Raw genomic sequence first — 21,064 nt, 5'->3', positions numbered from 1 at the left:
AATAAAAAAAATCGCTCCCCTTATGGAGAGCGATTTTCTCTAAGAAATTATGCTTTTAATTTTGACATTGCAATTTCGGCCGCCGCAATTGTCGCCTCAATATCTGCATCACTATGTGCTGTTGATAAGAATAAACCTTCAAATTGAGAAGGTGGTAAAAATACACCTTGTTCTACCATTTCACGATAGTAAGCCGCAAAGAATTCTAAGTTTGAAGATTTTGCTGCATCGTAATTAATAACCTGCTCATCTGTGAAGAAAATACCAATCATAGAACCAGCACGGTTAATATAATGCGGAATGCCATGTTTTTCAGCCGCTTTACGTAAACCAGCTTCTAACATTTCAGCTTTACGCTCAAATTCTACATATGATTCTGGCGTTAATTGTACTAACGTTTCATAACCTGCTGCCATCGCAAGCGGGTTGCCTGATAAAGTACCAGCTTGGTAAATCGGCCCGCTTGGTGCAACTTGACGCATAATCTCTGCCTTACCACCGTATGCTCCTACCGGTAAGCCACCACCGATTACTTTACCTAAACAAGTTAAATCAGGTGTTACACCGTAGTAACCTTGTCCACAATTATAAGCAACACGGAATCCTGTCATTACTTCATCAAAAATAAGTAGTGCACCGTTTTGCTCTGTTACTTCACGAAGTCCTTCTAAAAATCCTGGTTGCGGAGGAACAACACCCATATTCCCTGCCACTGGTTCTACAATTATACAAGCGATGTCATCACCGAATTGTTCGAAAGCATATTTTACACTTTCTAAATCGTTGTACGCTACTGTAATCGTATTTTTCGCTACACCTTCTGGTACACCAGGGCTATCTGGTAAACCTAGCGTCGCCACACCAGAGCCTGCTTTAATTAATAACGAATCGCCATGACCATGGTAACAACCAATGAATTTCAAAATTTTGTTACGGCCTGTATAACCACGAGCTAAACGTAGTGCACTCATTGTCGCTTCTGTTCCAGAGTTAACCATACGTACAATCTCAATTGATGGTACGCGCTCAATAACAAGTTTTGCTAATTTATTTTCAATTTCTGTTGGTGCACCGAAGCTTGTACCTCTTTCAGCGACAGCTTTTAAAGCTTCCACAACACGATCGTTTGCATGACCATGAATTAAAGGACCCCATGATAATACGTAATCGATGTATTCATTTCCATCGATATCATATACTTTAGAACCTTTTCCACGCTCCATAAACAACGGATTCATACCGACAGATTTAAAGGCACGAACAGGGCTATTTACGCCACCAGGCATTAAGTCTTGTGCCTCTTCAAACGCCGCAATCGACTTATCAAACTTTTTCATTATTTAGCACCTCCTTCTTGTAACCATCTTGCTGCATCTTTTGCATGATACGTAATAATTAAATCTGCTCCTGCACGTTTCATGCTAATTAATTTTTCAAGTACAACTTCTTTTTCATTAATCCAACCATTTTGCGCCGCCGCTTTAATCATTGAATATTCACCGCTTACGTTATAAGCAACGACTGGTAAATTAAAGTTATTTTTCACATCACGAACGATATCTAAGTAAGAAAGAGCTGGCTTTACAATTAAGAAATCTGCCCCTTCCATTACATCTGATTCTGCTTCACGGAACGCTTCCATACGGTTCGCTGGGTCCATCTGATATGTTTTACGATCACCAAATTGTGGTGCACCGTGCGCCGCATCACGGAATGGTCCGTAAAATGCTGATGAATATTTCACAGCGTACGACATAACTGGCACATGACCAAAACCATTTTCATCTAATGCATGGCGAATTGCTGTTACGAACCCGTCCATCATGTTTGACGGCGCAATAATGTCCGCTCCCGCTTTCGCTTGGCTTACAGCTGTTTTCGCAAGAACTGCAAGAGACTCGTCATTTAAAATAATACCATCTTCAATCACACCGCAATGACCATGGCTTGTGAATTGACATAAACATGTATCTGCAACTACTACTAGCTCAGGGAAATCACCTTTAATTTGCTTAATTGCACGTTGCACAATTCCATGATCACAATATGCTGATGACCCAACTTCATCCTTTTCAGCAGGTAAACCAAATACAATAACAGAACGAATACCTAAGTCAACAACCTCTTGCATTTCAGCTTGCAATAAATCTAAAGACATTTGATATACGCCTGGCATAGAAGGAACTTCATTACGAACATTTTCACCTTCTAATACAAAAATAGGGTAAATAAAATCTTCCGTATGTAAAAACGTTTCACGCACAAGCGCACGCATGTTACCACTTTGTCTTAAGCGACGATGACGATTAAATTGTAAAGAGTTCATAGATTTCTATCCCCATTCTTTTATTTTATAGATTCACAAATGCATTGTAGTAATGCTTCTACAGTGTACTCTTTTGGCACAATAACATGCGAAAAATAAAGGCTCGCCTCTTTTTCCGTAATAGGCCCTATACAAGCAATTGTACATTTTTTTGTCCATTCTCTCCAGTTTGTACCCTCAAGTAAACGAACAAAACTAGTGACAGTTGAAGGGCTCGTAAATGTAATAATGTCTACTTTCCCTTCTTCTAATGCTACTATAAGCTCTTGCTTTTTCATTACATTTTCTTTCGTACCGTATACGATTAGCTCCTCTAGAGAAACACCCATTTCCCGGAGTTTAACTGGGATAACATCTCTTGCTAAATTCCCTTTCGGAAATAAAATACATTCGTTTCCACTTAGTTTTTTTACAAACTCTTCTGCAAATACTTCTGCAACAAATGCTGTGGGAACAAAATCTACTTGATAGCCTCGCTTTTCTAACTCTAACTTTGTTTTCACGCCTACTGCAGCAATTTTAATCGGTCCGGGGAGCTTCTTTCTCAAACTATCTAGAAAAAAAGCTACACCATTTTTACTCGTAAAAATAACCCAGTCATACGAATGTAGCTGTCCTGCTATATGTTGAATTTCCCTATGAGACATACCTTCCATACGCAAAAGCGGAATTTCCAATGGAATTCCGCTCCTTTCTTTCACTGCTACACTCATTTGTTTCGCTTGGTGCTGGGCACGTGTAATCAATACTGTTTTGCCAGCGAGAGCGTTCATATTTATTGTTGCTCCTTATTTGCAGCAAGAATGAGCTCTTTTGCTCCTTGTTTAATTAAACGGTCTGCAGCCTCTAATCCAACTTGCTTCGGATCAGTGCCTACTACTGTCTCTTTCAACAAAACAGAACCGTCCATAGAACCGACAAGCGCTGTTAATTCGATTACATCATCTTCTTTAAGAGTTGCATATCCAGCGATTGGAACTTGGCATCCACCTTCAAGTTTATGAAGAAATACTCGTTCAGCAGCCACTGTTCTTTCTGTTACTGCATCATTAATATGTGCTAACAACTGAAGTAAATCCTTATCGTCCTCACGACATTCAATCGCTAATGCACCTTGTCCTACAGCTGGTACACATAACGTTTCATCTAAATGTTCTGTAATAACTTCATCGTCCCAGCCCATTCTTTGTAATCCAGCTGTCGCTAAAATAATCGCATCGTAATCTTCTTCTTTTAATTTACGTAAACGTGTATCGATATTTCCGCGAATCCACTTCACTTGTAAATCTGGTCTCGCAGCTAGTAGTTGTGCACTACGTCTCAAACTACTCGTCCCTAAGATTGCACCTTCTGCTAAATCTTTAAACGATTCTCCGCTTTTAGAAATAAAAGCATCACGAGGGTCAACACGCTTTGGTGTACAACCAATCATTAATCCTTCTGGAAGTACGGCCGGCATATCTTTCATACTATGTACAGCCATATCGATTTCTTTCGTAAGTAACGCATGTTCAATTTCTTTAACGAACAAACCTTTTCCGCCTACTTTTGAAAGAGTAACATCTAAAATCACATCACCTTTAGTGACAATTTCTTTCACTTCAAATTCATATGGTAAACCAAGTGCTTTTAACTGATCAATAAACCAGTTTGTTTGTGTTAATGCTAGTTTACTCTTTCGTGAACCTACAATAATTTTGCGCATAATTCTCTCTCCTCATTATAAATACCAAAAGTGGAAATTAGATAAACTACTTAATAGAAAAATGTTAACTAGCATTACGAGAAATGCCCCTACATTCCACAGTACAATTTTCTTACCTTGCAACACATCTGCTGCTCGTAAATACAAGCCCGCACAATATACAAATAGAACAACAAACGAACCGATTACTTTCGTATCATACCAATGGAAATTGTCCAATTTTGTATATCCCCATATGCATCCTAATAAAATTGCTAGTAAGAAGAATGGCACAGAAAATAAATTTAATCCGTAAGACGTAGATTCAAGCTTCGGCAAGTTCCCTAACCTTCTTAATCTCGCATTCCACTTTTTCTTTTTTAATAGGCGATATTGCAGTAAATACATAATAGAAAAAATAAACGATACAGTAAACGTTGCATAAGAAATAATCGCCATTCCGACATGCACGTATACAAGTTCTGAAACCAATTGCTCTGCAAGTACTGGCGACATCTTTCCGAGCGGTGTAAAAATCGAAAAAGCGCTTACGCCAAATGCAACAACATTTGTAAAAAAGACTAGAAAGTCAACGCGCATAAATCGATTGATGACTAACGACATCGTAATCAATAACCAAACATAAAAATAAATCCCTGATAATAAAGTCAAAATGGGATTCGTTTCTGAATCTGTCGCCCTAAGCAACATAAAAATAGACTGCAATACCCATACAATCGAAAGTAACCAAAAAGCAAATCGGTTCGCCTTTCGGTTACTTTGGAAATAATCTATAAAATATAAACTAATGCTACAAGCATATAAAATAATTGCAATATGATAAATAATACTGTTATTTAAAAAACTCATCCGATCATCCTTCCAAATTATAAAGATGGAACGGATGGTGTCCACGCTCTTTTATGTTCTACTTCTTCCGTATTTCCCGCTTCTTCTACTTCTAAATCAAAAATCTTCGCAAATAAAGCTAATTTTTCGTCGGCTCCCTCTTCAACAGCTAGTTCTTTAGCTACTAAAATTGGGTCTTTTAACAATTGATTAATAATACTTTTCGTATGTTTACTAATTACTTTTTTCTCACGATCACTTAGGTTTGGTATTTTCCGCTCAAGACTTTCCATCGTATCACTTTGAATTGCTAGCGCTTTATCACGAAGAGCCGATATTAACGGCACAACACCAAGCGTACTTAACCACGTTTTAAATAAAACCATTTCCTCTTCAATCATAAATTGAATCTTCTCTGCTTCTTTTAAACGTTCAACACGGTTTGCTTCAACTACACCTTGCAGATCGTCGATATCATATAAGAAAGAGCCTTCTAATTCGTCAATCGCAGGATCAATATCACGTGGCACTGCAATATCAACCATAAATAACGGACGACCAGAGCGCATTCTCTCTACTTTCGTCATCATTTCTTTCGTAATAACATATTCTGATGCACCCGTTGAACTAATTAAAATATCCGCTTCTAATAATGCACATTGCAATTCACTTAAAGGCTTTGCATGTCCCATATATTTCTCAGCCATCACTTCCGCTTTCGTAAGCGTCCTATTCATAACTGTTACTTTACGAGCACCGCTTCCGTATAAGTTTTGCAGTGCAAGTTCACCCATCTTACCTGCACCAAGAATAAGTACATGACAATCTGTTAAATCGCCAAATATTTTCTTTCCGAGCTCAACAGCAGCATAACTAACAGACATCGCACTTCCACCAATTGTTGTTTCTGAGTGCGCACGTTTTGCTAACGTAACCACTTGCTTAAACAATTCATTAAAAATTGTGCCTGTCGCTTTTACTTGTTGCGCTTCTAAAAAGCTATCTTTTATTTGACCTAAAATCTGCGTCTCTCCAACTACCATAGAATCTAAACCGCACGTTACGCGGAATAAATGATCTATTGCACCATCTTGTTCAAAAATAGTTAAATATGGTGCGACCTCTTCTATTTCAAGCTGAAACCAATCAGCTAAAAACTTCTTAATGTAATACCGTCCCGTGTGTAATTGATCAACAACAGCGTAAATCTCAGTGCGATTACAAGTTGATACAATGACATTTTCTAGCACGCTCTTTTGATTTTGTAATGTAGTCATTGCTTGCTCTAGCTCTGCTGCCTGAAATGTGAGTTTCTCACGAAATTCTACAGGGGCTGTTCGATAATTTACACTAACAACAAGAATATGCACGCAGCATGTCCCCCTTCACCCGTTTTATCACTTTATCTACTATCATAATACAACTTTCCTCTTATGAATCTGACAATCGTGTGAACAACTGATTATTTTTTATTTATTCTCCATATGTAATAAAGGAGCTTCAGTAAAATTAACAAAGAACTCTCTACTTTATAATGATTATAAAATAACAACTCTATTTGTACGTTACCAAAAAAAGTCCTCATAATCAAGTGTTGGAAACTATTCCATATTAATTATAACATCATCTTTTCTATCTTCTTTCATCATGAAGGAAAATATGTATGATTGTTCCAAAATATAGTACTCACTTTCTCAATGCAATGCATTTGACATTGTATTTATTTTTCGTTATATTGATTTTACAAAATTAAATTGTGCACAATTTAAAAATATAAGGAGTTGCTTATGAAAGAAAATCCTTTACATCTAGATAACCAACTTTGTTTTTCTATTTACGCTTGTTCTAAAGAGGTTACCCGTTTTTATCGGCCCTATTTAGAAGAAATGGGCATTACGTATCCCCAGTACATTACGTTACTCGTACTATGGGAGCAAGATGGACTAACAGTGAAAGAAATTGGCGAACGCCTATTTTTAGATTCTGGTACGTTAACACCTATGTTAAAACGAATGGAATCATTAAAACTTGTAAAACGTGTTCGCTCAAAAGAAGACGAGCGAAAAGTTTGTATTGAATTAACAGAACAAGGTAAAGATTTAAAAGAAAAGGCTTGCTCATTACCGACAACGATGGCTACAAATTTAGGAATTACAGAGCAAGAATATCGTTCTTTATTAATTCAATTAAATACACTAATTGAAACAATGAAAACCATTAATGATAGAAAAGGGGAATAAACATGGATAAATTATATACTGCTTCAGTAACAGCAACAGGTGGAAGAAACGGGAAAGTAGTTTCAGATGATGGCATATTAAACCTTGATGTAAAAATGCCGAAAGCACTAGGTGGTGCAGGCGGAGAGGCAACAAATCCAGAACAACTATTTGCTGCTGGTTATGCCGCTTGCTTTGATAGTGCATTACAACTTGTCATTCGTACAAAACGTGTGAAAGTGGAAAGTACAGAAGTAACTGCTCACGTTTCTATCGGAAAAGATACAGATGGTGGTTTCGGTCTATCTGCTGTACTTGATGTACATGTCGCCGGCGTTTCACATAGCGAAGCACAAGAACTTGTAGAAGCTGCTCACGGGGTGTGTCCGTACTCTAAAGCAACACGAGGGAATATTGAAGTAACATTAAACGTACGCTAAAAGTGTATAAAGAAAAAAACGCGCGACATTCGTCACGCGTTTTTTGTTTTTGTCATTTTATGAATTGCTTTCCATGCCTCTTCTTTTCCAAGTCCTGTTTCAGAAGAGAATAGAACGATTTCATCGCCAATTTCAACAGCAAGCGTTTCTTTTACAATTTTTAAATGCTTTTGCCATTTCCCTTTCGGAATTTTATCGGCTTTCGTTGCAATAATAATTGTTGGGATTTCATAATGCTTTAAGAAATCATACATCATCACGTCATCTTTTGTTGGTTGGTGACGTAAATCAACTACTAATACAGCTGCGTCTAATTGCTCACGTGTTGTAAAGTAAGTTTCAATCATCTTGCCCCATGCCGCGCGCTCCGTTTTAGATACTTTCGCATATCCATAACCTGGAACGTCAACAAAATGCATCATCTCATTGATTAAGAAAAAGTTCAGTGTTTGCGTTTTTCCTGGTTTAGAAGAAATACGTACTAACTTTTTACGATTTAAAATTTTATTAATGAAGGAAGATTTCCCGACATTTGAACGACCTGCTAATGCAATTTCTGGTAAATCACTGTCTGGATATTGTTCTGGTTTAACAGCACTAATTACAATATCTGCTTTTGTTACTTTCATTGTTTCACTCCTACTAATGCGTGCTCCAATACTTCATCTAAATGAGATGCAAGCACAAACGTAAGGTTTTCTTTTACGCTCTCTGGAATATCATCTAAATCTTTCTCGTTTTCTGCTGGCAAAATAATTTTTGTTAAGCCTGCGCGGTGAGCACTTAATGTTTTTTCTTTTAAACCACCAATTGGTAATACACGACCACGAAGTGTAATTTCACCTGTCATACCTACTTCTTTACTTACAGGAATACCTGTTAGTGCCGAAATAAGTGCCGTTGCCATCGTAATACCTGCTGACGGTCCATCTTTTGGAACTGCTCCTTCTGGAACATGAATATGAATATCATTTTTCTCATGGAAATTCGGATCGATCTGCAGCTCTTCTGCACGAGAACGAATATAGCTAAACGCTGCTTGTGCTGATTCTTTCATAACATCCCCAAGTTTCCCTGTTAAAATTAATTTCCCTTTACCTGGCGCTACAGACACTTCAATAGCCAGTGTATCACCACCAGCTGCTGTGTAAGCTAAACCAGTCGCCATACCAACTTGGTCTGTCTTCTCAGCTTGTCCGTAACGGAATATGTGCTTACCAAGTAAATCAACAACATTTTTCTCCGTTACAATAATTCGCTTGCGTTCTGCTGTAACAATGATTTTTGCTGCTTTACGACAAACTTTTGCAATTTGACGCTCTAGTGTACGAACACCAGCCTCACGTGTATAATAACGAATAATTTCAAGAAGCGCTTCATCACGTACTTGTAAATTACCTTTTCGTAAGCCATGCTCTTTTAATTGTTTCGGCAGTAAATGTTCACGAGCAATGTGTACCTTTTCAAGTTCTGTATAGCCAGCAATCGAAATGATTTCCATACGGTCAAGCAACGGACCTGGAATACTTGAAAGTGTATTAGCAGTTGCTACAAACATAACTTTCGATAGATCATATGGCTCTTCAATGTAATGATCACTAAAGTTATGGTTTTGTTCTGGATCTAACACTTCAAGTAATGCTGCTGATGGATCTCCACGGAAATCGTTAGACATTTTATCAATCTCATCTAATAAGAAGACTGGATTAACTGTTTTCGCCTTTTTCATACCTTGAATAATGCGTCCTGGCATTGCTCCAACATACGTACGGCGGTGACCACGAATTTCAGATTCATCACGTACACCGCCAAGGGATACACGGACAAAGTTACGATTCAATGATGTTGCGATAGAACGAGCTAACGAAGTTTTCCCGACCCCAGGAGGTCCTACTAAACAAAGAATAGGGCCTTTTAATGAGTTAGTCAATTTTTGTACAGCTAAATATTCAAGCACTCGCTCTTTTACTTTTTCAAGGCCGTAATGATCTTTATTTAAAATCTCTTCAGAATGAACAAGATCAATCATATCCTCTGTCGCTTCTGTCCACGGAAGGGCTAATAACCAGTCAATATAATTGCGAATAACACCGCTCTCCGCAGAACTTGTTGGTAACTTTTCATAACGATCTAATTCTTTCAGCGCAGCCTTCGTTGTTTCTTCAGGCATTCCTGACTGTTCAATTTTCTCACGAAGTTCTTCAACTTCTCCGCCCTTACCTTCTTTATCACCAAGTTCTGTTTGAATCGCCTTCATTTGCTCACGTAAGAAATATTCTTTTTGTGTGCGCTCCATTGAACGTTTCACTTTTTGTCCAATTTTCTTTTCTAGGCTAAGCAACTCTTGTTCATCTTGAATAATTGAAATAAGTGTATGTAGTCGTTCTTTTACAGATACAATCTCTAAAATCTCTTGTTTCTGCTTCGTTTTAATCGGCAAGTGAGAAGCAATTAAATCAGCTAGTCTTCCCGGTTCTTCTACATCAGCTACCGTTGCAAATGTTTCATTTGAAACTTTTTTCGAAACTTTAATATATTGTTCGAAATGCTCTAGTAACGTACGCATAAGAGCTTTCTCTTCTAAATCATCTTCCACTTCTTCCGTTACCGTTTTAATAGAAACTTGCACTACATTTTCTTCTTCGATAAACTCTACTACTTCTGCTCTATGTAAACCTTCCACAAGGACACGAAGCGTACCGTTCGGCAATTTTAGCATTTGCTTCACTTTCGCCACTGTACCTACACTATATATGTCATCTTCTTTCGGATCATCGATATTCATTTCTTTTTGCATTGCTAAAAAGATGATATTTTCATCCATTGCCGCCTGCTCTAGTGCTTGTATCGATTTATCACGTCCTACATCAAGATGCAGAACCATCGTTGGATATACGAGAACGCCTCTTAATGGTAGGAGGGGCACAATTCTTTCGTTCGTATTCATACTAGACATAGCACCTCCATAATAAATTAAACTCCTGTTCAACTATTTTATATTACAATACATCTAGATGCAATTGCAGAGATTCTCCGCAATTGTAAATATCTTGTTTTTCTCCCTTATGAAAAGAAAAAAGACTCCGCTTAAGCATACAAACTTAAACGAAGTCTGGCAAATTTTATTATCGTTTATTCTTACATTGATTGTGCATCTGTTTCGTCCAACGCAGTCTGTACATCAATCTCACGATGCATATTTTCCTGCATAAATGTTAATTCAAATACTTCTTTTAATTTGCGGACAGGAATGATTTCAATTCCCTTTATTGTATACAAAAATGGTTGCATGTTTTCAGCCGGAATAATGACTTTTTTAGCTCCCGCTTTTTTCGCGGCTTTTATTTTTGCGTACACACCACCAATAGGCTTCACTTCTCCGTGGATACTTATTTCACCTGTCATCGCTACTTCATTATTCACATATGTACGATGCACCGCTGAATAAACACCCGTTGCCATAGCAATCCCTGCCGAAGGACCATCAATCGGGATACCGCCCGGAAAGTTAATATGTATATCGTAGCCTTCTGGAAGTACATCTAGAGAACGGAGTACTGTTAACACATTATCAACAGAACCTTTAGCCATACTTTTACGGCGGATTGATTTCGTTTGATTACCAATACTTTCCTCTTCCACAATACCAGTTACATTTACTGATCCTTTATCTTTCGCCTTGATTGCTGTTACCTCAATTTCTAATAAAGCGCCTGTATTCGGTCCATATACAGCAAGCCCGTTCACAAGGCCAATCCTTGGAATTGGATAAATGCGTTTTTCGTACTTTGGTGTAAGTTGGCTCGAATGAACAACCCACTCTATATCTTCATCTTTAATGAAAGAACGTTCTTCATTTATCGCCATACCAGCAGAAATTTGTACGAGATTAATCGCTTCCCGTCCATTTCTTGCATACATTCCAATCATTTCAATACCGTTCTCACCTATTTGCATTTCCACTTTGTCAGCTGCATTCTTCGCTACTTTTTGAATTTCTTCTGTTTCTAACTCCCGGAAGAACACTTCTAAACACCGCGACCGAATTGCAGGAGGAATTTCCTCTGGCGAACGCGTCGTTGCACCAACTAAGCGAAAATCGGCTGGTAAACCTTTTTGAAAAATATCATGTATATACGTTGGAATCATCGAATTTTCTTCACTATAGTACGCACTTTCCAAAAATACTTTCCGATCTTCTAACACCTTTAACATTTTGTTCATTTGAATCGGATGTAATTCACCAATCTCATCAATAAACAAAATACCTCCATGTGCATCTGTTACAGCCCCTTTTTTCGGCTGCGGGATACCAGCTTGCCCCATTGCACCCGCTCCTTGATAAATTGGATCATGGACTGAACCAATTAAAGGATCTGCAATACCACGTTCATCAAACCGAGCTGTCGTCGCATCAAGTTCGATAAATGTTGCATTCGTACGGAATGGAGATTTTGGGTTTCGTTTCGCTTCTTCTAATACAAGGCGTGCTGCCGCTGTCTTTCCGACACCTGGCGGACCATATATAATCACATGTTGCGGGTTAGGACCACAAAGAGCCGCTTTTAACGACTTAATCCCGTCTTCTTGCCCCACAATGTCTAAAAAGGATATAGGACGCACCTTTTCCGCAAGTGGCTCTGTTAAAGAAACCTCACGCATTTTACGAAGCTGCTCTAATTCTTTTTTCGATTCTCGATCAATTGAAACTTTTTGTGTTCGCTGATTTCGAAGTAAATGCCAAAAGTACAATCCGACAATTACACCAAAAACAAGTTGAACAAGTAAAAATATATTTGTCCAGCTCATAATTCATTTCCTCCCGCTATGTTTTATCTTTTAGTATTTCCTGGGAGGAATAGTGCTAAACATAAAGAAAAACAGCAATTATAAAAATTGCTGTTTCTTCTTCGCATTATGCAGATGTTTTTGTATCAAGTACAGTACCGTCTTGTAACACCAATTTTGGCGGTGCATTATCAGCTACTGTTTCTTTTGTAAGAATACACTTCTCGATATCTTTACGAGATGGGAGTTCGAACATTACATCAAGCATTAAGCCTTCAATAATAGAACGAAGTCCACGAGCACCTGTTTTACGTTCAATTGCTTTTTTCGCAATCTCAACTAGTGCACCTTCTTCAAACTCTAACTCAACATCGTCAAGCTCCAACAATTTTTGGAATTGCTTAACAAGTGCATTTTTCGGTTTAGTTAAAATATCTACAAGAGCATCTTCGTCAAGCGGCTCTAGGTTCGCAATAACTGGAAGACGACCAATAAACTCTGGGATTAAACCGAATCTTAAAAGGTCCTCTGGTAATACGTGAGATAAAACATGCTTCTCATTTACATCAGCATTTTTCTTCTCAGAACCAAATCCAATTACTTTTTCACCAAGGCGACGTTTAATAATTGGCTCGATGCCATCAAACGCTCCACCACAAATGAATAAGATGTTCGTTGTATCAATTTGAATAAACTCTTGATGCGGATGCTTACGACCACCTTGAGGTGGAACGCTCGCTACAGTACCTTCTAAAATTTTCAGAAGTGCCTGCTGTACACCTTCACCAGATACATCACGTGTAATTGATGGATTTTCGGACTTACGTGCCACTTTATCAATCTCATCAATATAAATAATTCCTTTTTCCGCTTTCTCTACATCATAATCAGCCGCTTGAATTAGTTTTAGTAAGATGTTTTCTACATCTTCCCCAACGTATCCAGCTTCAGTTAAAGATGTTGCGTCCGCGATTGCAAATGGAACATTTAAAATACGCGCTAATGTTTGTGCCAATAATGTTTTACCACTACCAGTTGGCCCAATAAGTGAAATATTACTCTTCGCTAATTCTACATCATCAATTTTGCTGTTAGAATTAATACGTTTGTAATGGTTATATACCGCTACCGCTAGTGCTTTTTTCGCGTTATCTTGTCCGATGACATACTCATCTAAGATTTCACGAATTTCTACCGGTTTCGGTACATCTTTGAATTCTACTTCTTCGTCCTTCGCAAGCTCCTCTTGTACAATTTCAGTACAAAGCTCGATACACTCGTCACAAATGTAAACACCTGGACCTGCAACTAACTTTCGAACTTGCGTTTGTGTTTTACCACAGAAAGAACATTTTAATTGACCTTTTTCATCATTAAATTTAAACATATTTTCACACCCCTTACAAAGTGCTAACCTCTTGCCTTCGTATGTACACGATAAATGTATCGTATGTAAATACATATTATGTCACTACGTGGCGAGAAATACAAATAATATGACTAGTTATGTACAAATAAAAAATTTTAAAACTTTTGAAGTATGTATATTCGACTTATGAAGAAACTTTTCCTTCTTCATCGAAAAGTTTTATAAATATATTTCTATATTTATAAAACAAGGCACGATTAAAATCGCGCCTTGTTATTTTATTATGCAGCGTTGTCTACTAAGAAGTCTACAGCTTTACGCACTTTAAGATCTTCAGATAAAGCGTCTACGCTTCCAAGAGCTTGCTTGATAGCGTCTACTGGCATACCGTACATTTCAGCCATTTTTTCAACTTCTGCAGTTACTTCTTCTTCAGTAACTTCGATGTTTTCAGCTTCAATGATAGCTTCAAGAACAAGGTTGATTCTTACACGTTTTTGTGCATCCTCTTTCATTTGCTCTTTTAATTTGTCAGCGTCAGTACCTGTGAATTGGTAGTAAAGCTCAAGGTTCATACCTTGTTGGCTTAAACGTTGCTCGAATTCACGAACCATACGATCTAACTCAGTGTCGATCATAGCTTCTGGAATGTCGATTTCAGCGTTTGCAGCAGCTAATTCTACTACTTCGTCACGTACTTTGTGCTCAGCTTCGTGCTTTTTGCCTTCTTCTAAGTTTGTACGAAGTTTTGTTTTTAATTCATCAAGAGTTGCAACTTCTTCGTCAGCATCTTTAGCGAACTCGTCGTTTAACTCAGGAAGTTCTTTTGTTTTGATTTCGTGAATTGTTACTTTGAATGTTGCTGGTTTGCCAGCTAATTCAGCAGCATGGTACTCTTCTGGGAATGATACTTCAACGTCTTTAGACTCACCAGATTTAAGACCAATTACTTGCTCTTCGAAACCTGGGATGAAAGTACCAGAACCGATTGCAAGAGAATAGTTTTCGCCTTTTCCGCCTTCAAATGCTTCGCCATCAACGAAACCTTCGAAGTCGATTACAGCTGTATCACCATTTTCAATAGTTCCTTCTTCTTTAACAACTAGTTCAGCTTGACGCTCTTGTAAAGCTTTTACTTCGTTCTCTACATCTTCGTCAGTTACAGTTGTTTCAACTTTTTCTACTGCTAAACCTTTGTATTCACCTAATTTAACTTCAGGTTTCACTGTAACTTTTGCAGTGAAGATAAGGTTAGCATTTTTTTCGAACTTCTCGATGTCGATTTCAGGATGAGCAACTGGGAAGATACCAGCTTCATCGATTGCTTCACCGTATGCTTTTGGTAAGATGATATCTAAAGCATCTTGGTATAAAGACTCGATACCAAAGCGTTGTTCGAATAACGGACGAGGCATTTTCCCTTTACGGAAACCTGGTACGTTAATTGTTTTTACTACTTTTTTGAACGCAGCGTCGATAGAGTTGTTTACTTCTTTAGCATCAACTTCGATTGTTAAAACGCCAACGTTACCTTCTGATTTTTCCCATTTTGTAGACATTTATTCTTTCCCTCCAACTATAATAATGTATGCACATACCTCTATAGATTAAAATATTCATTATCTCTTTTTTGAAATAACAAATGTACAAATAACCCTCTAGCAAAAGCTTTCAGATATAATGTTCCAATCTACTAATTGTCTAAAAGACAACTACGGTATATTTTGTTCGAGACTAATATGAAACATATTAAGTAAGAGAATTATACTCCTCTTCTCTTACAAACAGGCAGATTTCTGCCTTTTGCAACCCTTACATTATAACATAGAATATGCTCGTTTCAATAACTGAACGATTCTTTTTCATAATTATACGGGCAAATATCCTTCTCTTTCAATGCGTAGTAACCATTGATAGGCGATATGAAATTCCTCTAACTCGATATTGTATGCTGTCATAAGTTCTTCTTCATCAATAGCCAATCCGAAACGCTTTCTTCCAATTCTCTCTAAGACGGCAGCCCAAATTTCTACTTTATCCATGAATAGAGGGAATGGGAAAATGCTAATTCGTAATTCTTTCCAGTAAGTGACCATCGCACTAAATATATCCGGATAATTTTGCTCTAATTGGCTTGATAATTTATGTATTATTTTATCGGATTGCTCCTCATTATGACCCGTAAATGCTGGTATCACTCTTATCGTATTTCCAAACTTCTCTACTTCTATCTCTTCTTCTATTTGATTTTCTACCATCTTATACAAAATAGAAGTTTTCAAATAAGGGTGTTGCTTTTCCTCTATTAAAAATTTCTTTAAAGCAGGAAGTGCGAGATCCAGGTCTTTTAATGAAAGTTTTTGGATCACTCTTAGCTTTTGACCAAAGTTTTCTCCAAAAAGTTCATCAGTAAATTCTTCCAATTTGAAATTTGAATCCACTAGCGACATGTCTGCTTCATCTAGCATACCTTCTGCAAATAAAGCGAGCTGTGCTAATTTTTCCTTTTGCTCAGGCATTATATCTTTCGTTTGCAAAACTTTTTCAACGGTTTCAATAACGCCTTCATAATCATTTGTTTGAACTAAAATAGTCACATACGTTTCAAGAATGTCACCAAATAATACAGCTCCTGTTTCAAGTAACTGCTCACATTTATCTTTCGCTTCTTCCATATGCTTTAATTCTAACAAACAAATAACTGAGGCTAATTCTGTTTGTTCCGTTTCCGCATTATACTGACGTAATATTTCAAAGCAGCGCAATGCATCTTCGAATTTCCGCTCTTTCAACGCTAAAAAACCTTCATCAATATAGCGTTCTGATAGTTGCGGAAACAATACGACCGTATTTTCTTTTTTATCCATACGTTCGCCTCTTTTTCTAGATTTTAATTATCTTCAAAGTAAATATATCAAATGCGTAATGAGAACACAACATTCCAAAACCATTCGTTTGAAATATAGGAATATTTAATTTTCATATTAGGAAATCAACAACCTTTTAAATGAAATTCATTTTCCACAAACAAAAACCCTCAGCAACAGAAGCAGAGGATTCATCATTAATGGAAAGCATTTATAATTGTGGGGTATATAACAAGGGTAATAATTTGGAGAACAATAATTGCCATAACAATCATGCTAAAGTAGAAGATTGGTTTACTTCGCTTCATTAAAAACATAATGATAAGCATCGTACAAGCAAACAAACTTAAGAAGAGCAAACTCGTTGTCGAACTAAGTATACCACTCGGGACAAAGAACAATAAAACTACACTACAAGTACCTATAATTCCAAATAACCATTCCATTCATTCACTCATTCCCTTTCCCTCTCATGGCAGTTTTCTCTAAGCGATTAAATGTTTTACAACATCAACTACATACGTTAATTTCTCATACGCTACAAACCCAAAAGCTACTGTTAAACCTGTTACGATTAATCCTTTCATCATTTCTTCCTCCTCGTTTTATCGTTGTTACCTTCATTATAGAGGATTCGTAATTTGTTACCATCGAACTTCCTTACAGTTACCTTACAGAATTGTAAGATTTCAAAAATAAGTTTCAAATCATGTTAATATATTTTTGTACAATTAAGAATTTAATTTACAAGGGGGATTTTATATGTTCAAAAAAATGGCAGCTGATGTTTTAGGACTAAGCGATGTAGGTTCCGTTATCACTCCGAAAGATTATGATAAGGTCGATGCTGATGATTACGTCATGCATGAAGATGGGGAGAAAATATATTTTCTTATTAAATCAAAATCAGATGAATATTGTTTCACAAACAAAGGATTAATCCACCTAGACGGTACAAGTGCAACAAGCAAAAAACGTACACTGCGCCGCTTTAGTTATAGTAAATATCAAATTAAAAACGTAGCACTTGAAACTGCGGGAACGATTGATTTGGATGTAGAAATTAAGTTTCAAATGGGAGATGAGCATTACTCAATTGATGTTCATAAAAAACATATTGAAGAATTAAAAGATTTATATAAGGCTTTACTTAAAATCGAAGAAATTTCATACGACAACGACATTACATTACAATATGCACATAAAAGTTTAGATATGGCATCTAACGCTTTCAGCCGTATTTCAAACGCACAAGTAAACTTAGCAGAGCAATTTAAAGAGATGAACGAGATCGCTTTTAACTGGCTTGTTGATACGAAGAAACAATATAATGTGAAAGATTATGGTTTTGTATTTGAAAAGTTTATTAATAACTAATTTAAAACAAACAAAAAACCTTGTTATCCAAAGATAACAAGGTTTCCTTAGCGTCCCAGGAGAGATTCGAACTCCCGACCCGTCAATTACCTATGATATATAAACAATTCCTTCATCGCTTGCTGAACGTTCATTTGTGCGGTCAACTGACCGTTTTTATTAATTAATATTATACGCTATATAGTAGTTCTACGCCAATGTTGAATACTTTTTGTTCTATCGATTCCCTATCGAAAATTCTGACGCATTTAGATGATATTTTCCCTATCCACGGAATAAAAAACAATCGTCTTAAAATGCGAATCTCGGCGTACCTTTCCGCACTATTTTATATATTTTGATTGCAGTCTTAATATATCTGCCTCTTCGCGAATGCCTGCCGATCCCTTCCTCACATTTTTTACGACAGTCCAATTCGGGTTAGTTTCATCACCGATGTTCTGTACTGTAAAGTTGCCGTCACCATATTTTCGGTGACCTTCTGCCAATTTCTCCGTTAAATCATTCTCTTTAGATTTCGCCATCTTTGCGCCATCTCCCTTTTTTATACAACCTTCTAAAACTGTCCAATCAATCACACGTCCAGTCAATTGGAGATCCTCGCTTTCCACTTCGACTAATTGTAACACACTGTCGGGGATAAGTTCCGATAACGGCTGTTCAATCGTACTAGAATGGTAAAAGTTTTATAACATTCTAAGTGAGAAATTAGAATAATATGGATATAAATTTAAGTTCCATCATAAGCCTATTGATTCTTTAAATTAAATATGAGGAACAGGGCGCATAAATGGCGCTCTTTTTAATGCACTTTAATCTGTTACATATACTCATTATCATATATCCCGTTATAATATTTTTAAACCTCTTGCACATACATCAATTGGTAGACAAACAAAAAACCTTGTTATCAAAAGATAACAAGGTTTTGTTAGCGTCCCAGGAGAGATTCGAACTCCCGACCGTACGCTTAGAAGGCGTATGCTCTATCCGGCTGAGCTACTGGGACATGGAGCGGGTGAAGAGAATCGAACTCTCGACCAGAGCTTGGAAGGCTCTTGTTTTACCACTAAACTACACCCGCATATTTTATTTTATTTTTCTTCGTTAGCGCTGTTGCCCTATCGACAATATTTATTATATGTATAACCATACATAAAGTCAACACCTTTTTTAAAAGAGGATAATTTTTCTTATCCTCTTTTAAAAACTGCTTGTTCAACTAGTTGTCCGTCTAATGTTTCAAAACGAACTTCTATTTGATTTTCATCCATTTCTAATAAAGCGAATGTCTTTTCCACACGAGAGCGCGGGAGCAAAATACTTCCTGGATTAATAAATAAAATCCCATCAAGTAATTCTGCCCCTAATACATGAGAATGTCCAAAGCACGCTACTTGCGCTCCTACTTCTTCTGCATGATACGCTAACGTTTGTAACGTCATTTTCACATTATGACGATGACCGTGTACAACTAAGAAACGAATTCCATCTACATCAGTTACAATTTCATCTTGAAAGTTAGCATAATCACAATTCCCTTTTACAACATGAAAACCTTGTAGCTCTTCGTGAGCAGGCGTTAGCTCTGAATCACCACAATGAATCATGATATCTACTTTCCCTTCATATTTCTCTTTTAACTGCTGTAATTCCTTCACAGAGCTATGACTATCGCTTACGATTAAAGCTTTCATCAATCTCTCTCCCTTATTCTTCTAAAAACCATTCTGGGATTTTCTCTTCTAATTTACGAAGAGCGCGTCCACGGTGGCTAATGGCATTTTTCTCATCCGAACTTAGCTCAGCCATCGCTTTTTTATATTCTTCTACATAAAAAATCGGATCGTATCCAAAACCATTTTCCCCGCGGCGCTGTTCTAAGATTTTTCCTTCACACGTTCCGTTTACAATAACAGGCTCTTTATCTGCTTCAGGGAAAGCAACCGCTAGCGCACAGTAAAAACGAGCTGTACGTTTTTCTAAATCGACGTCAGTTAACCCTTGTAACACTTTATCGATATTCGCCTGATCATCTTTCGGCTCTCCAGCAAAACGAGCTGAATATACACCTGGTTTCCCGTTTAAGGCATCTACAATAAGACCAGAGTCATCCGCAATTACGATGGAATTCAACTGTCTACTAAGACTGTCCGCTTTCAAAATTGCGTTTTCTTCAAATGTTTCACCAGTTTCTTCGACTTCTTCAATATGAGGAAAATCGTGTAAAGATTTCACTTCTAAGTCAAATCTCTCAAATAACTCAGCAAACTCACGTACTTTCCCAAGATTTTTCGTCGCTACAACAACTTGCTTCATATTTTCCACCTCTACTCTATATGAGATACGATGTCACCTAACGCTTCTTTTTGCTTTTCAACAAGTTGGAAGATCCCTTGTTCAGCGGCATCAAGTAGTTCATTTAATTCCGCTCTGCTAAACGTCGCTTCTTCTCCAGTTCCTTGTACTTCAACAAACTGACCTTTTCCAGTCATAATAACGTTCATATCAACATCTGCTTTAGAATCTTCGGCATAATTTAAATCTAAAACGACACCTTGTTCTTCAACAACACCTACTGACGTTGCCGCTAAATAATCTTTTACAGGAATTTTAGATACTTTATCTGCTTGCAATAATTTTTCAAAAGCTAATACCATCGCTACATAAGCACCTGTAATTGAAGCTGTTCTCGTTCCGCCATCCGCTTGAATTACATCACAGTCAATCCAAACCGTTCTTTCGCCAAGCGCTTCTAAATCAACAACCGCACGTAATGCTCGTCCAATTAAACGCTGGATCTCCATTGTACGCCCTGTTACTTTCCCTTTGCTTGACTCCCTGATTGTACGTTGCTCTGTCGCACGTGGAATCATTGAGTATTCTGCTGTTACCCAGCCTTTTCCTTCTCCACGCATAAACGGCGGTACACGCTCTTCAATTGTCGCTGAACAAATTACCTTTGTATCCCCAACTTCAATTAGTACCGATCCCTCTGGATGTTTTAAATAATTTGTATGAATATGTATATGGCGTAGCTCTGCTTGTCCTCTACCATCTACTCGCATAAAAATAACCCCCTCATAACTACTCTTATTAGTATAGCCAAATTTAAATGTACGATATGTATAACAATAAAAGAAGG

The 21,064-nt window shown here is 37.3% G+C and carries 20 protein-coding genes and 2 tRNA genes; 3 read left to right on the top strand and 19 right to left on the bottom strand.

Annotation, left to right across the window (positions count from 1 at the left end; genetic code table 11):
• Nucleotides 1–47: 47 nt before the first annotated feature.
• Genes hemL through hemA form a run of 6 tightly spaced genes read right to left on the bottom strand, consistent with a single transcriptional unit; the run spans nucleotide 48 to nucleotide 6,229 of the window.
• Nucleotides 48–1,337, bottom strand: a complete 1,290-nt coding sequence (gene hemL, locus JDS80_RS00310; protein WP_071771738.1) for a glutamate-1-semialdehyde 2,1-aminomutase — start codon at nucleotides 1,335–1,337, stop codon at nucleotides 48–50.
• Nucleotides 1,337–2,326: a porphobilinogen synthase gene (gene hemB / locus JDS80_RS00305; RefSeq protein ID WP_071745772.1), complete on the bottom strand. Its 990-nt coding sequence runs from the start codon at nucleotides 2,324–2,326 to the stop codon at nucleotides 1,337–1,339. The genes hemL and hemB overlap by 1 nt, the downstream gene beginning before the upstream one ends.
• A 20-nt stretch (nucleotides 2,327–2,346) precedes the next feature.
• A complete protein-coding gene (hemD, locus tag JDS80_RS00300; RefSeq protein WP_199636747.1) occupies nucleotides 2,347–3,099 on the bottom strand; it encodes a uroporphyrinogen-III synthase in 753 nt (250 codons plus the stop codon).
• A 2-nt stretch (nucleotides 3,100–3,101) separates the two neighbouring features.
• A complete protein-coding gene (hemC, locus tag JDS80_RS00295) occupies nucleotides 3,102–4,031 on the bottom strand; it encodes a hydroxymethylbilane synthase (RefSeq protein WP_199636746.1) in 930 nt (309 codons plus the stop codon).
• A 15-nt stretch (nucleotides 4,032–4,046) separates the two neighbouring features.
• Nucleotides 4,047–4,880 (bottom strand): cytochrome c biogenesis protein, encoded by an 834-nt coding sequence (locus JDS80_RS00290; protein ID WP_000009002.1) that lies wholly within the window; start codon nucleotides 4,878–4,880, stop codon nucleotides 4,047–4,049.
• Between the two features lie 17 nt (nucleotides 4,881–4,897).
• Nucleotides 4,898–6,229 carry a glutamyl-tRNA reductase gene (gene hemA, locus JDS80_RS00285; RefSeq protein ID WP_199636744.1) on the bottom strand — a complete coding sequence of 444 codons (1,332 nt, stop codon included), beginning with the start codon at nucleotides 6,227–6,229 and terminating at the stop codon, nucleotides 4,898–4,900.
• Nucleotides 6,230–6,646: 417 nt separating this feature from the next.
• Here hemA and JDS80_RS00280 point away from each other — a divergent pair, with 417 nt between their 5' ends.
• Both JDS80_RS00280 and JDS80_RS00275 read left to right on the top strand, forming a co-directional pair.
• The gene (locus tag JDS80_RS00280; RefSeq protein ID WP_071771741.1) at nucleotides 6,647–7,099 is read left to right on the top strand and encodes a MarR family winged helix-turn-helix transcriptional regulator; all 453 of its coding nucleotides are present in this window, start codon (nucleotides 6,647–6,649) and stop codon (nucleotides 7,097–7,099) included.
• 2 nt (nucleotides 7,100–7,101) lie between these two features.
• On the top strand, nucleotides 7,102–7,518 hold the full coding sequence (locus JDS80_RS00275; RefSeq protein ID WP_000359781.1) for an organic hydroperoxide resistance protein: 417 nt from the start codon (nucleotides 7,102–7,104) through the stop codon (nucleotides 7,516–7,518).
• A gap of 32 nt (nucleotides 7,519–7,550) precedes the next feature.
• Here the strand turns inward: JDS80_RS00275 and ysxC are convergent, their stop codons facing one another.
• From ysxC to JDS80_RS00240, 7 genes are all read right to left on the bottom strand, one after another.
• Entirely contained in the window at nucleotides 7,551–8,147 is a 597-nt protein-coding gene (gene ysxC, locus JDS80_RS00270) for a ribosome biogenesis GTP-binding protein YsxC (protein WP_199636743.1), read from the bottom strand.
• Nucleotides 8,144–10,474, bottom strand: coding sequence for an endopeptidase La (lon, locus tag JDS80_RS00265; RefSeq protein WP_071745777.1), 2,331 nt, complete (start codon nucleotides 10,472–10,474; stop codon nucleotides 8,144–8,146). Before lon ends, ysxC begins: the two co-directional genes overlap by 4 nt.
• 182 nt (nucleotides 10,475–10,656) lie before the next feature.
• A complete protein-coding gene (lonB, locus tag JDS80_RS00260; protein WP_071745778.1) occupies nucleotides 10,657–12,327 on the bottom strand; it encodes an ATP-dependent protease LonB in 1,671 nt (556 codons plus the stop codon).
• Between the two features lie 106 nt (nucleotides 12,328–12,433).
• A complete protein-coding gene (gene clpX, locus JDS80_RS00255; RefSeq protein WP_071745779.1) occupies nucleotides 12,434–13,693 on the bottom strand; it encodes an ATP-dependent protease ATP-binding subunit ClpX in 1,260 nt (419 codons plus the stop codon).
• A 263-nt stretch (nucleotides 13,694–13,956) separates the two neighbouring features.
• Complete coding sequence (tig, locus tag JDS80_RS00250) at nucleotides 13,957–15,234, bottom strand: trigger factor (RefSeq protein ID WP_199636742.1); 1,278 nt, start codon at nucleotides 15,232–15,234, stop codon at nucleotides 13,957–13,959.
• Between the two features lie 309 nt (nucleotides 15,235–15,543).
• Nucleotides 15,544–16,542 (bottom strand): hypothetical protein, encoded by a 999-nt coding sequence (locus tag JDS80_RS00245; protein WP_199636740.1) that lies wholly within the window; start codon nucleotides 16,540–16,542, stop codon nucleotides 15,544–15,546.
• Between the two features lie 197 nt (nucleotides 16,543–16,739).
• Nucleotides 16,740–16,988 carry a hypothetical protein gene (locus JDS80_RS00240; protein ID WP_199636739.1) on the bottom strand — a complete coding sequence of 83 codons (249 nt, stop codon included), beginning with the start codon at nucleotides 16,986–16,988 and terminating at the stop codon, nucleotides 16,740–16,742.
• 316 nt (nucleotides 16,989–17,304) lie between these two features.
• Between JDS80_RS00240 and JDS80_RS00235 the strand changes: the two genes are divergently transcribed.
• On the top strand, nucleotides 17,305–17,919 hold the full coding sequence (locus JDS80_RS00235) for a PH domain-containing protein (protein WP_000473869.1): 615 nt from the start codon (nucleotides 17,305–17,307) through the stop codon (nucleotides 17,917–17,919).
• Between the two features lie 323 nt (nucleotides 17,920–18,242).
• On the opposite strand, the gene JDS80_RS00230 is transcribed toward JDS80_RS00235, so the two are convergent.
• The 6 genes from JDS80_RS00230 to rph form a co-directional block, all read right to left on the bottom strand.
• Nucleotides 18,243–18,443 (bottom strand): cytoplasmic protein, encoded by a 201-nt coding sequence (locus tag JDS80_RS00230; protein ID WP_071745806.1) that lies wholly within the window; start codon nucleotides 18,441–18,443, stop codon nucleotides 18,243–18,245.
• A gap of 411 nt (nucleotides 18,444–18,854) precedes the next feature.
• Nucleotides 18,855–18,928 (bottom strand) — tRNA-Arg (locus tag JDS80_RS00225).
• A 1-nt stretch (nucleotide 18,929) separates the two neighbouring features.
• Nucleotides 18,930–19,003 (bottom strand) — tRNA-Gly (locus JDS80_RS00220).
• A 109-nt stretch (nucleotides 19,004–19,112) separates the two neighbouring features.
• Nucleotides 19,113–19,616, bottom strand: coding sequence for a metallophosphoesterase (locus tag JDS80_RS00215; protein ID WP_071771744.1), 504 nt, complete (start codon nucleotides 19,614–19,616; stop codon nucleotides 19,113–19,115).
• 13 nt (nucleotides 19,617–19,629) lie between these two features.
• Nucleotides 19,630–20,238 carry an XTP/dITP diphosphatase gene (locus JDS80_RS00210; RefSeq protein ID WP_061674627.1) on the bottom strand — a complete coding sequence of 203 codons (609 nt, stop codon included), beginning with the start codon at nucleotides 20,236–20,238 and terminating at the stop codon, nucleotides 19,630–19,632.
• Nucleotides 20,239–20,249: 11 nt separating this feature from the next.
• Nucleotides 20,250–20,987: a ribonuclease PH gene (gene rph / locus JDS80_RS00205; RefSeq protein WP_001261778.1), complete on the bottom strand. Its 738-nt coding sequence runs from the start codon at nucleotides 20,985–20,987 to the stop codon at nucleotides 20,250–20,252.
• Nucleotides 20,988–21,064 lie beyond the last annotated feature (77 nt).

The sequence above is a fragment of the Bacillus cereus group sp. N8 genome, from assembly GCF_016483685.1.
GTDB classification, from domain to species: domain Bacteria; phylum Bacillota; class Bacilli; order Bacillales; family Bacillaceae_G; genus Bacillus_A; species Bacillus_A proteolyticus.
This window is presented reverse-complemented; position numbering and strand designations above follow the sequence as displayed.

Bases quoted from the DNA above. Each gene is read 5' to 3' on its own strand.
- hemL (WP_071771738.1), bottom strand. From the start codon at position 1,337: ATGAAAAAGTTTGATAAGTCGATTGCGGCGTTTGAAGAGGCACAAGAC.
- hemB (WP_071745772.1), bottom strand. From the start codon at position 2,326: ATGAACTCTTTACAATTTAATCGTCATCGTCGCTTAAGACAAAGTGGT.
- hemD (WP_199636747.1), bottom strand. From the start codon at position 3,099: ATGAACGCTCTCGCTGGCAAAACAGTATTGATTACACGTGCCCAGCAC.
- hemC (WP_199636746.1), bottom strand. From the start codon at position 4,031: ATGCGCAAAATTATTGTAGGTTCACGAAAGAGTAAACTAGCATTAACA.
- JDS80_RS00290 (WP_000009002.1), bottom strand. From the start codon at position 4,880: ATGAGTTTTTTAAATAACAGTATTATTTATCATATTGCAATTATTTTA.
- JDS80_RS00280 (WP_071771741.1), top strand. From the start codon at position 6,647: ATGAAAGAAAATCCTTTACATCTAGATAACCAACTTTGTTTTTCTATT.
- JDS80_RS00275 (WP_000359781.1), top strand. From the start codon at position 7,102: ATGGATAAATTATATACTGCTTCAGTAACAGCAACAGGTGGAAGAAAC.
- ysxC (WP_199636743.1), bottom strand. From the start codon at position 8,147: ATGAAAGTAACAAAAGCAGATATTGTAATTAGTGCTGTTAAACCAGAA.
- lon (WP_071745777.1), bottom strand. From the start codon at position 10,474: ATGTCTAGTATGAATACGAACGAAAGAATTGTGCCCCTCCTACCATTA.
- lonB (WP_071745778.1), bottom strand. From the start codon at position 12,327: ATGAGCTGGACAAATATATTTTTACTTGTTCAACTTGTTTTTGGTGTA.
- clpX (WP_071745779.1), bottom strand. From the start codon at position 13,693: ATGTTTAAATTTAATGATGAAAAAGGTCAATTAAAATGTTCTTTCTGT.
- tig (WP_199636742.1), bottom strand. From the start codon at position 15,234: ATGTCTACAAAATGGGAAAAATCAGAAGGTAACGTTGGCGTTTTAACA.
- JDS80_RS00245 (WP_199636740.1), bottom strand. From the start codon at position 16,542: ATGGATAAAAAAGAAAATACGGTCGTATTGTTTCCGCAACTATCAGAA.
- JDS80_RS00240 (WP_199636739.1), bottom strand. From the start codon at position 16,988: ATGGAATGGTTATTTGGAATTATAGGTACTTGTAGTGTAGTTTTATTG.
- JDS80_RS00235 (WP_000473869.1), top strand. From the start codon at position 17,305: ATGTTCAAAAAAATGGCAGCTGATGTTTTAGGACTAAGCGATGTAGGT.
- JDS80_RS00230 (WP_071745806.1), bottom strand. From the start codon at position 18,443: ATGGCGAAATCTAAAGAGAATGATTTAACGGAGAAATTGGCAGAAGGT.
- JDS80_RS00215 (WP_071771744.1), bottom strand. From the start codon at position 19,616: ATGAAAGCTTTAATCGTAAGCGATAGTCATAGCTCTGTGAAGGAATTA.
- JDS80_RS00210 (WP_061674627.1), bottom strand. From the start codon at position 20,238: ATGAAGCAAGTTGTTGTAGCGACGAAAAATCTTGGGAAAGTACGTGAG.
- rph (WP_001261778.1), bottom strand. From the start codon at position 20,987: ATGCGAGTAGATGGTAGAGGACAAGCAGAGCTACGCCATATACATATT.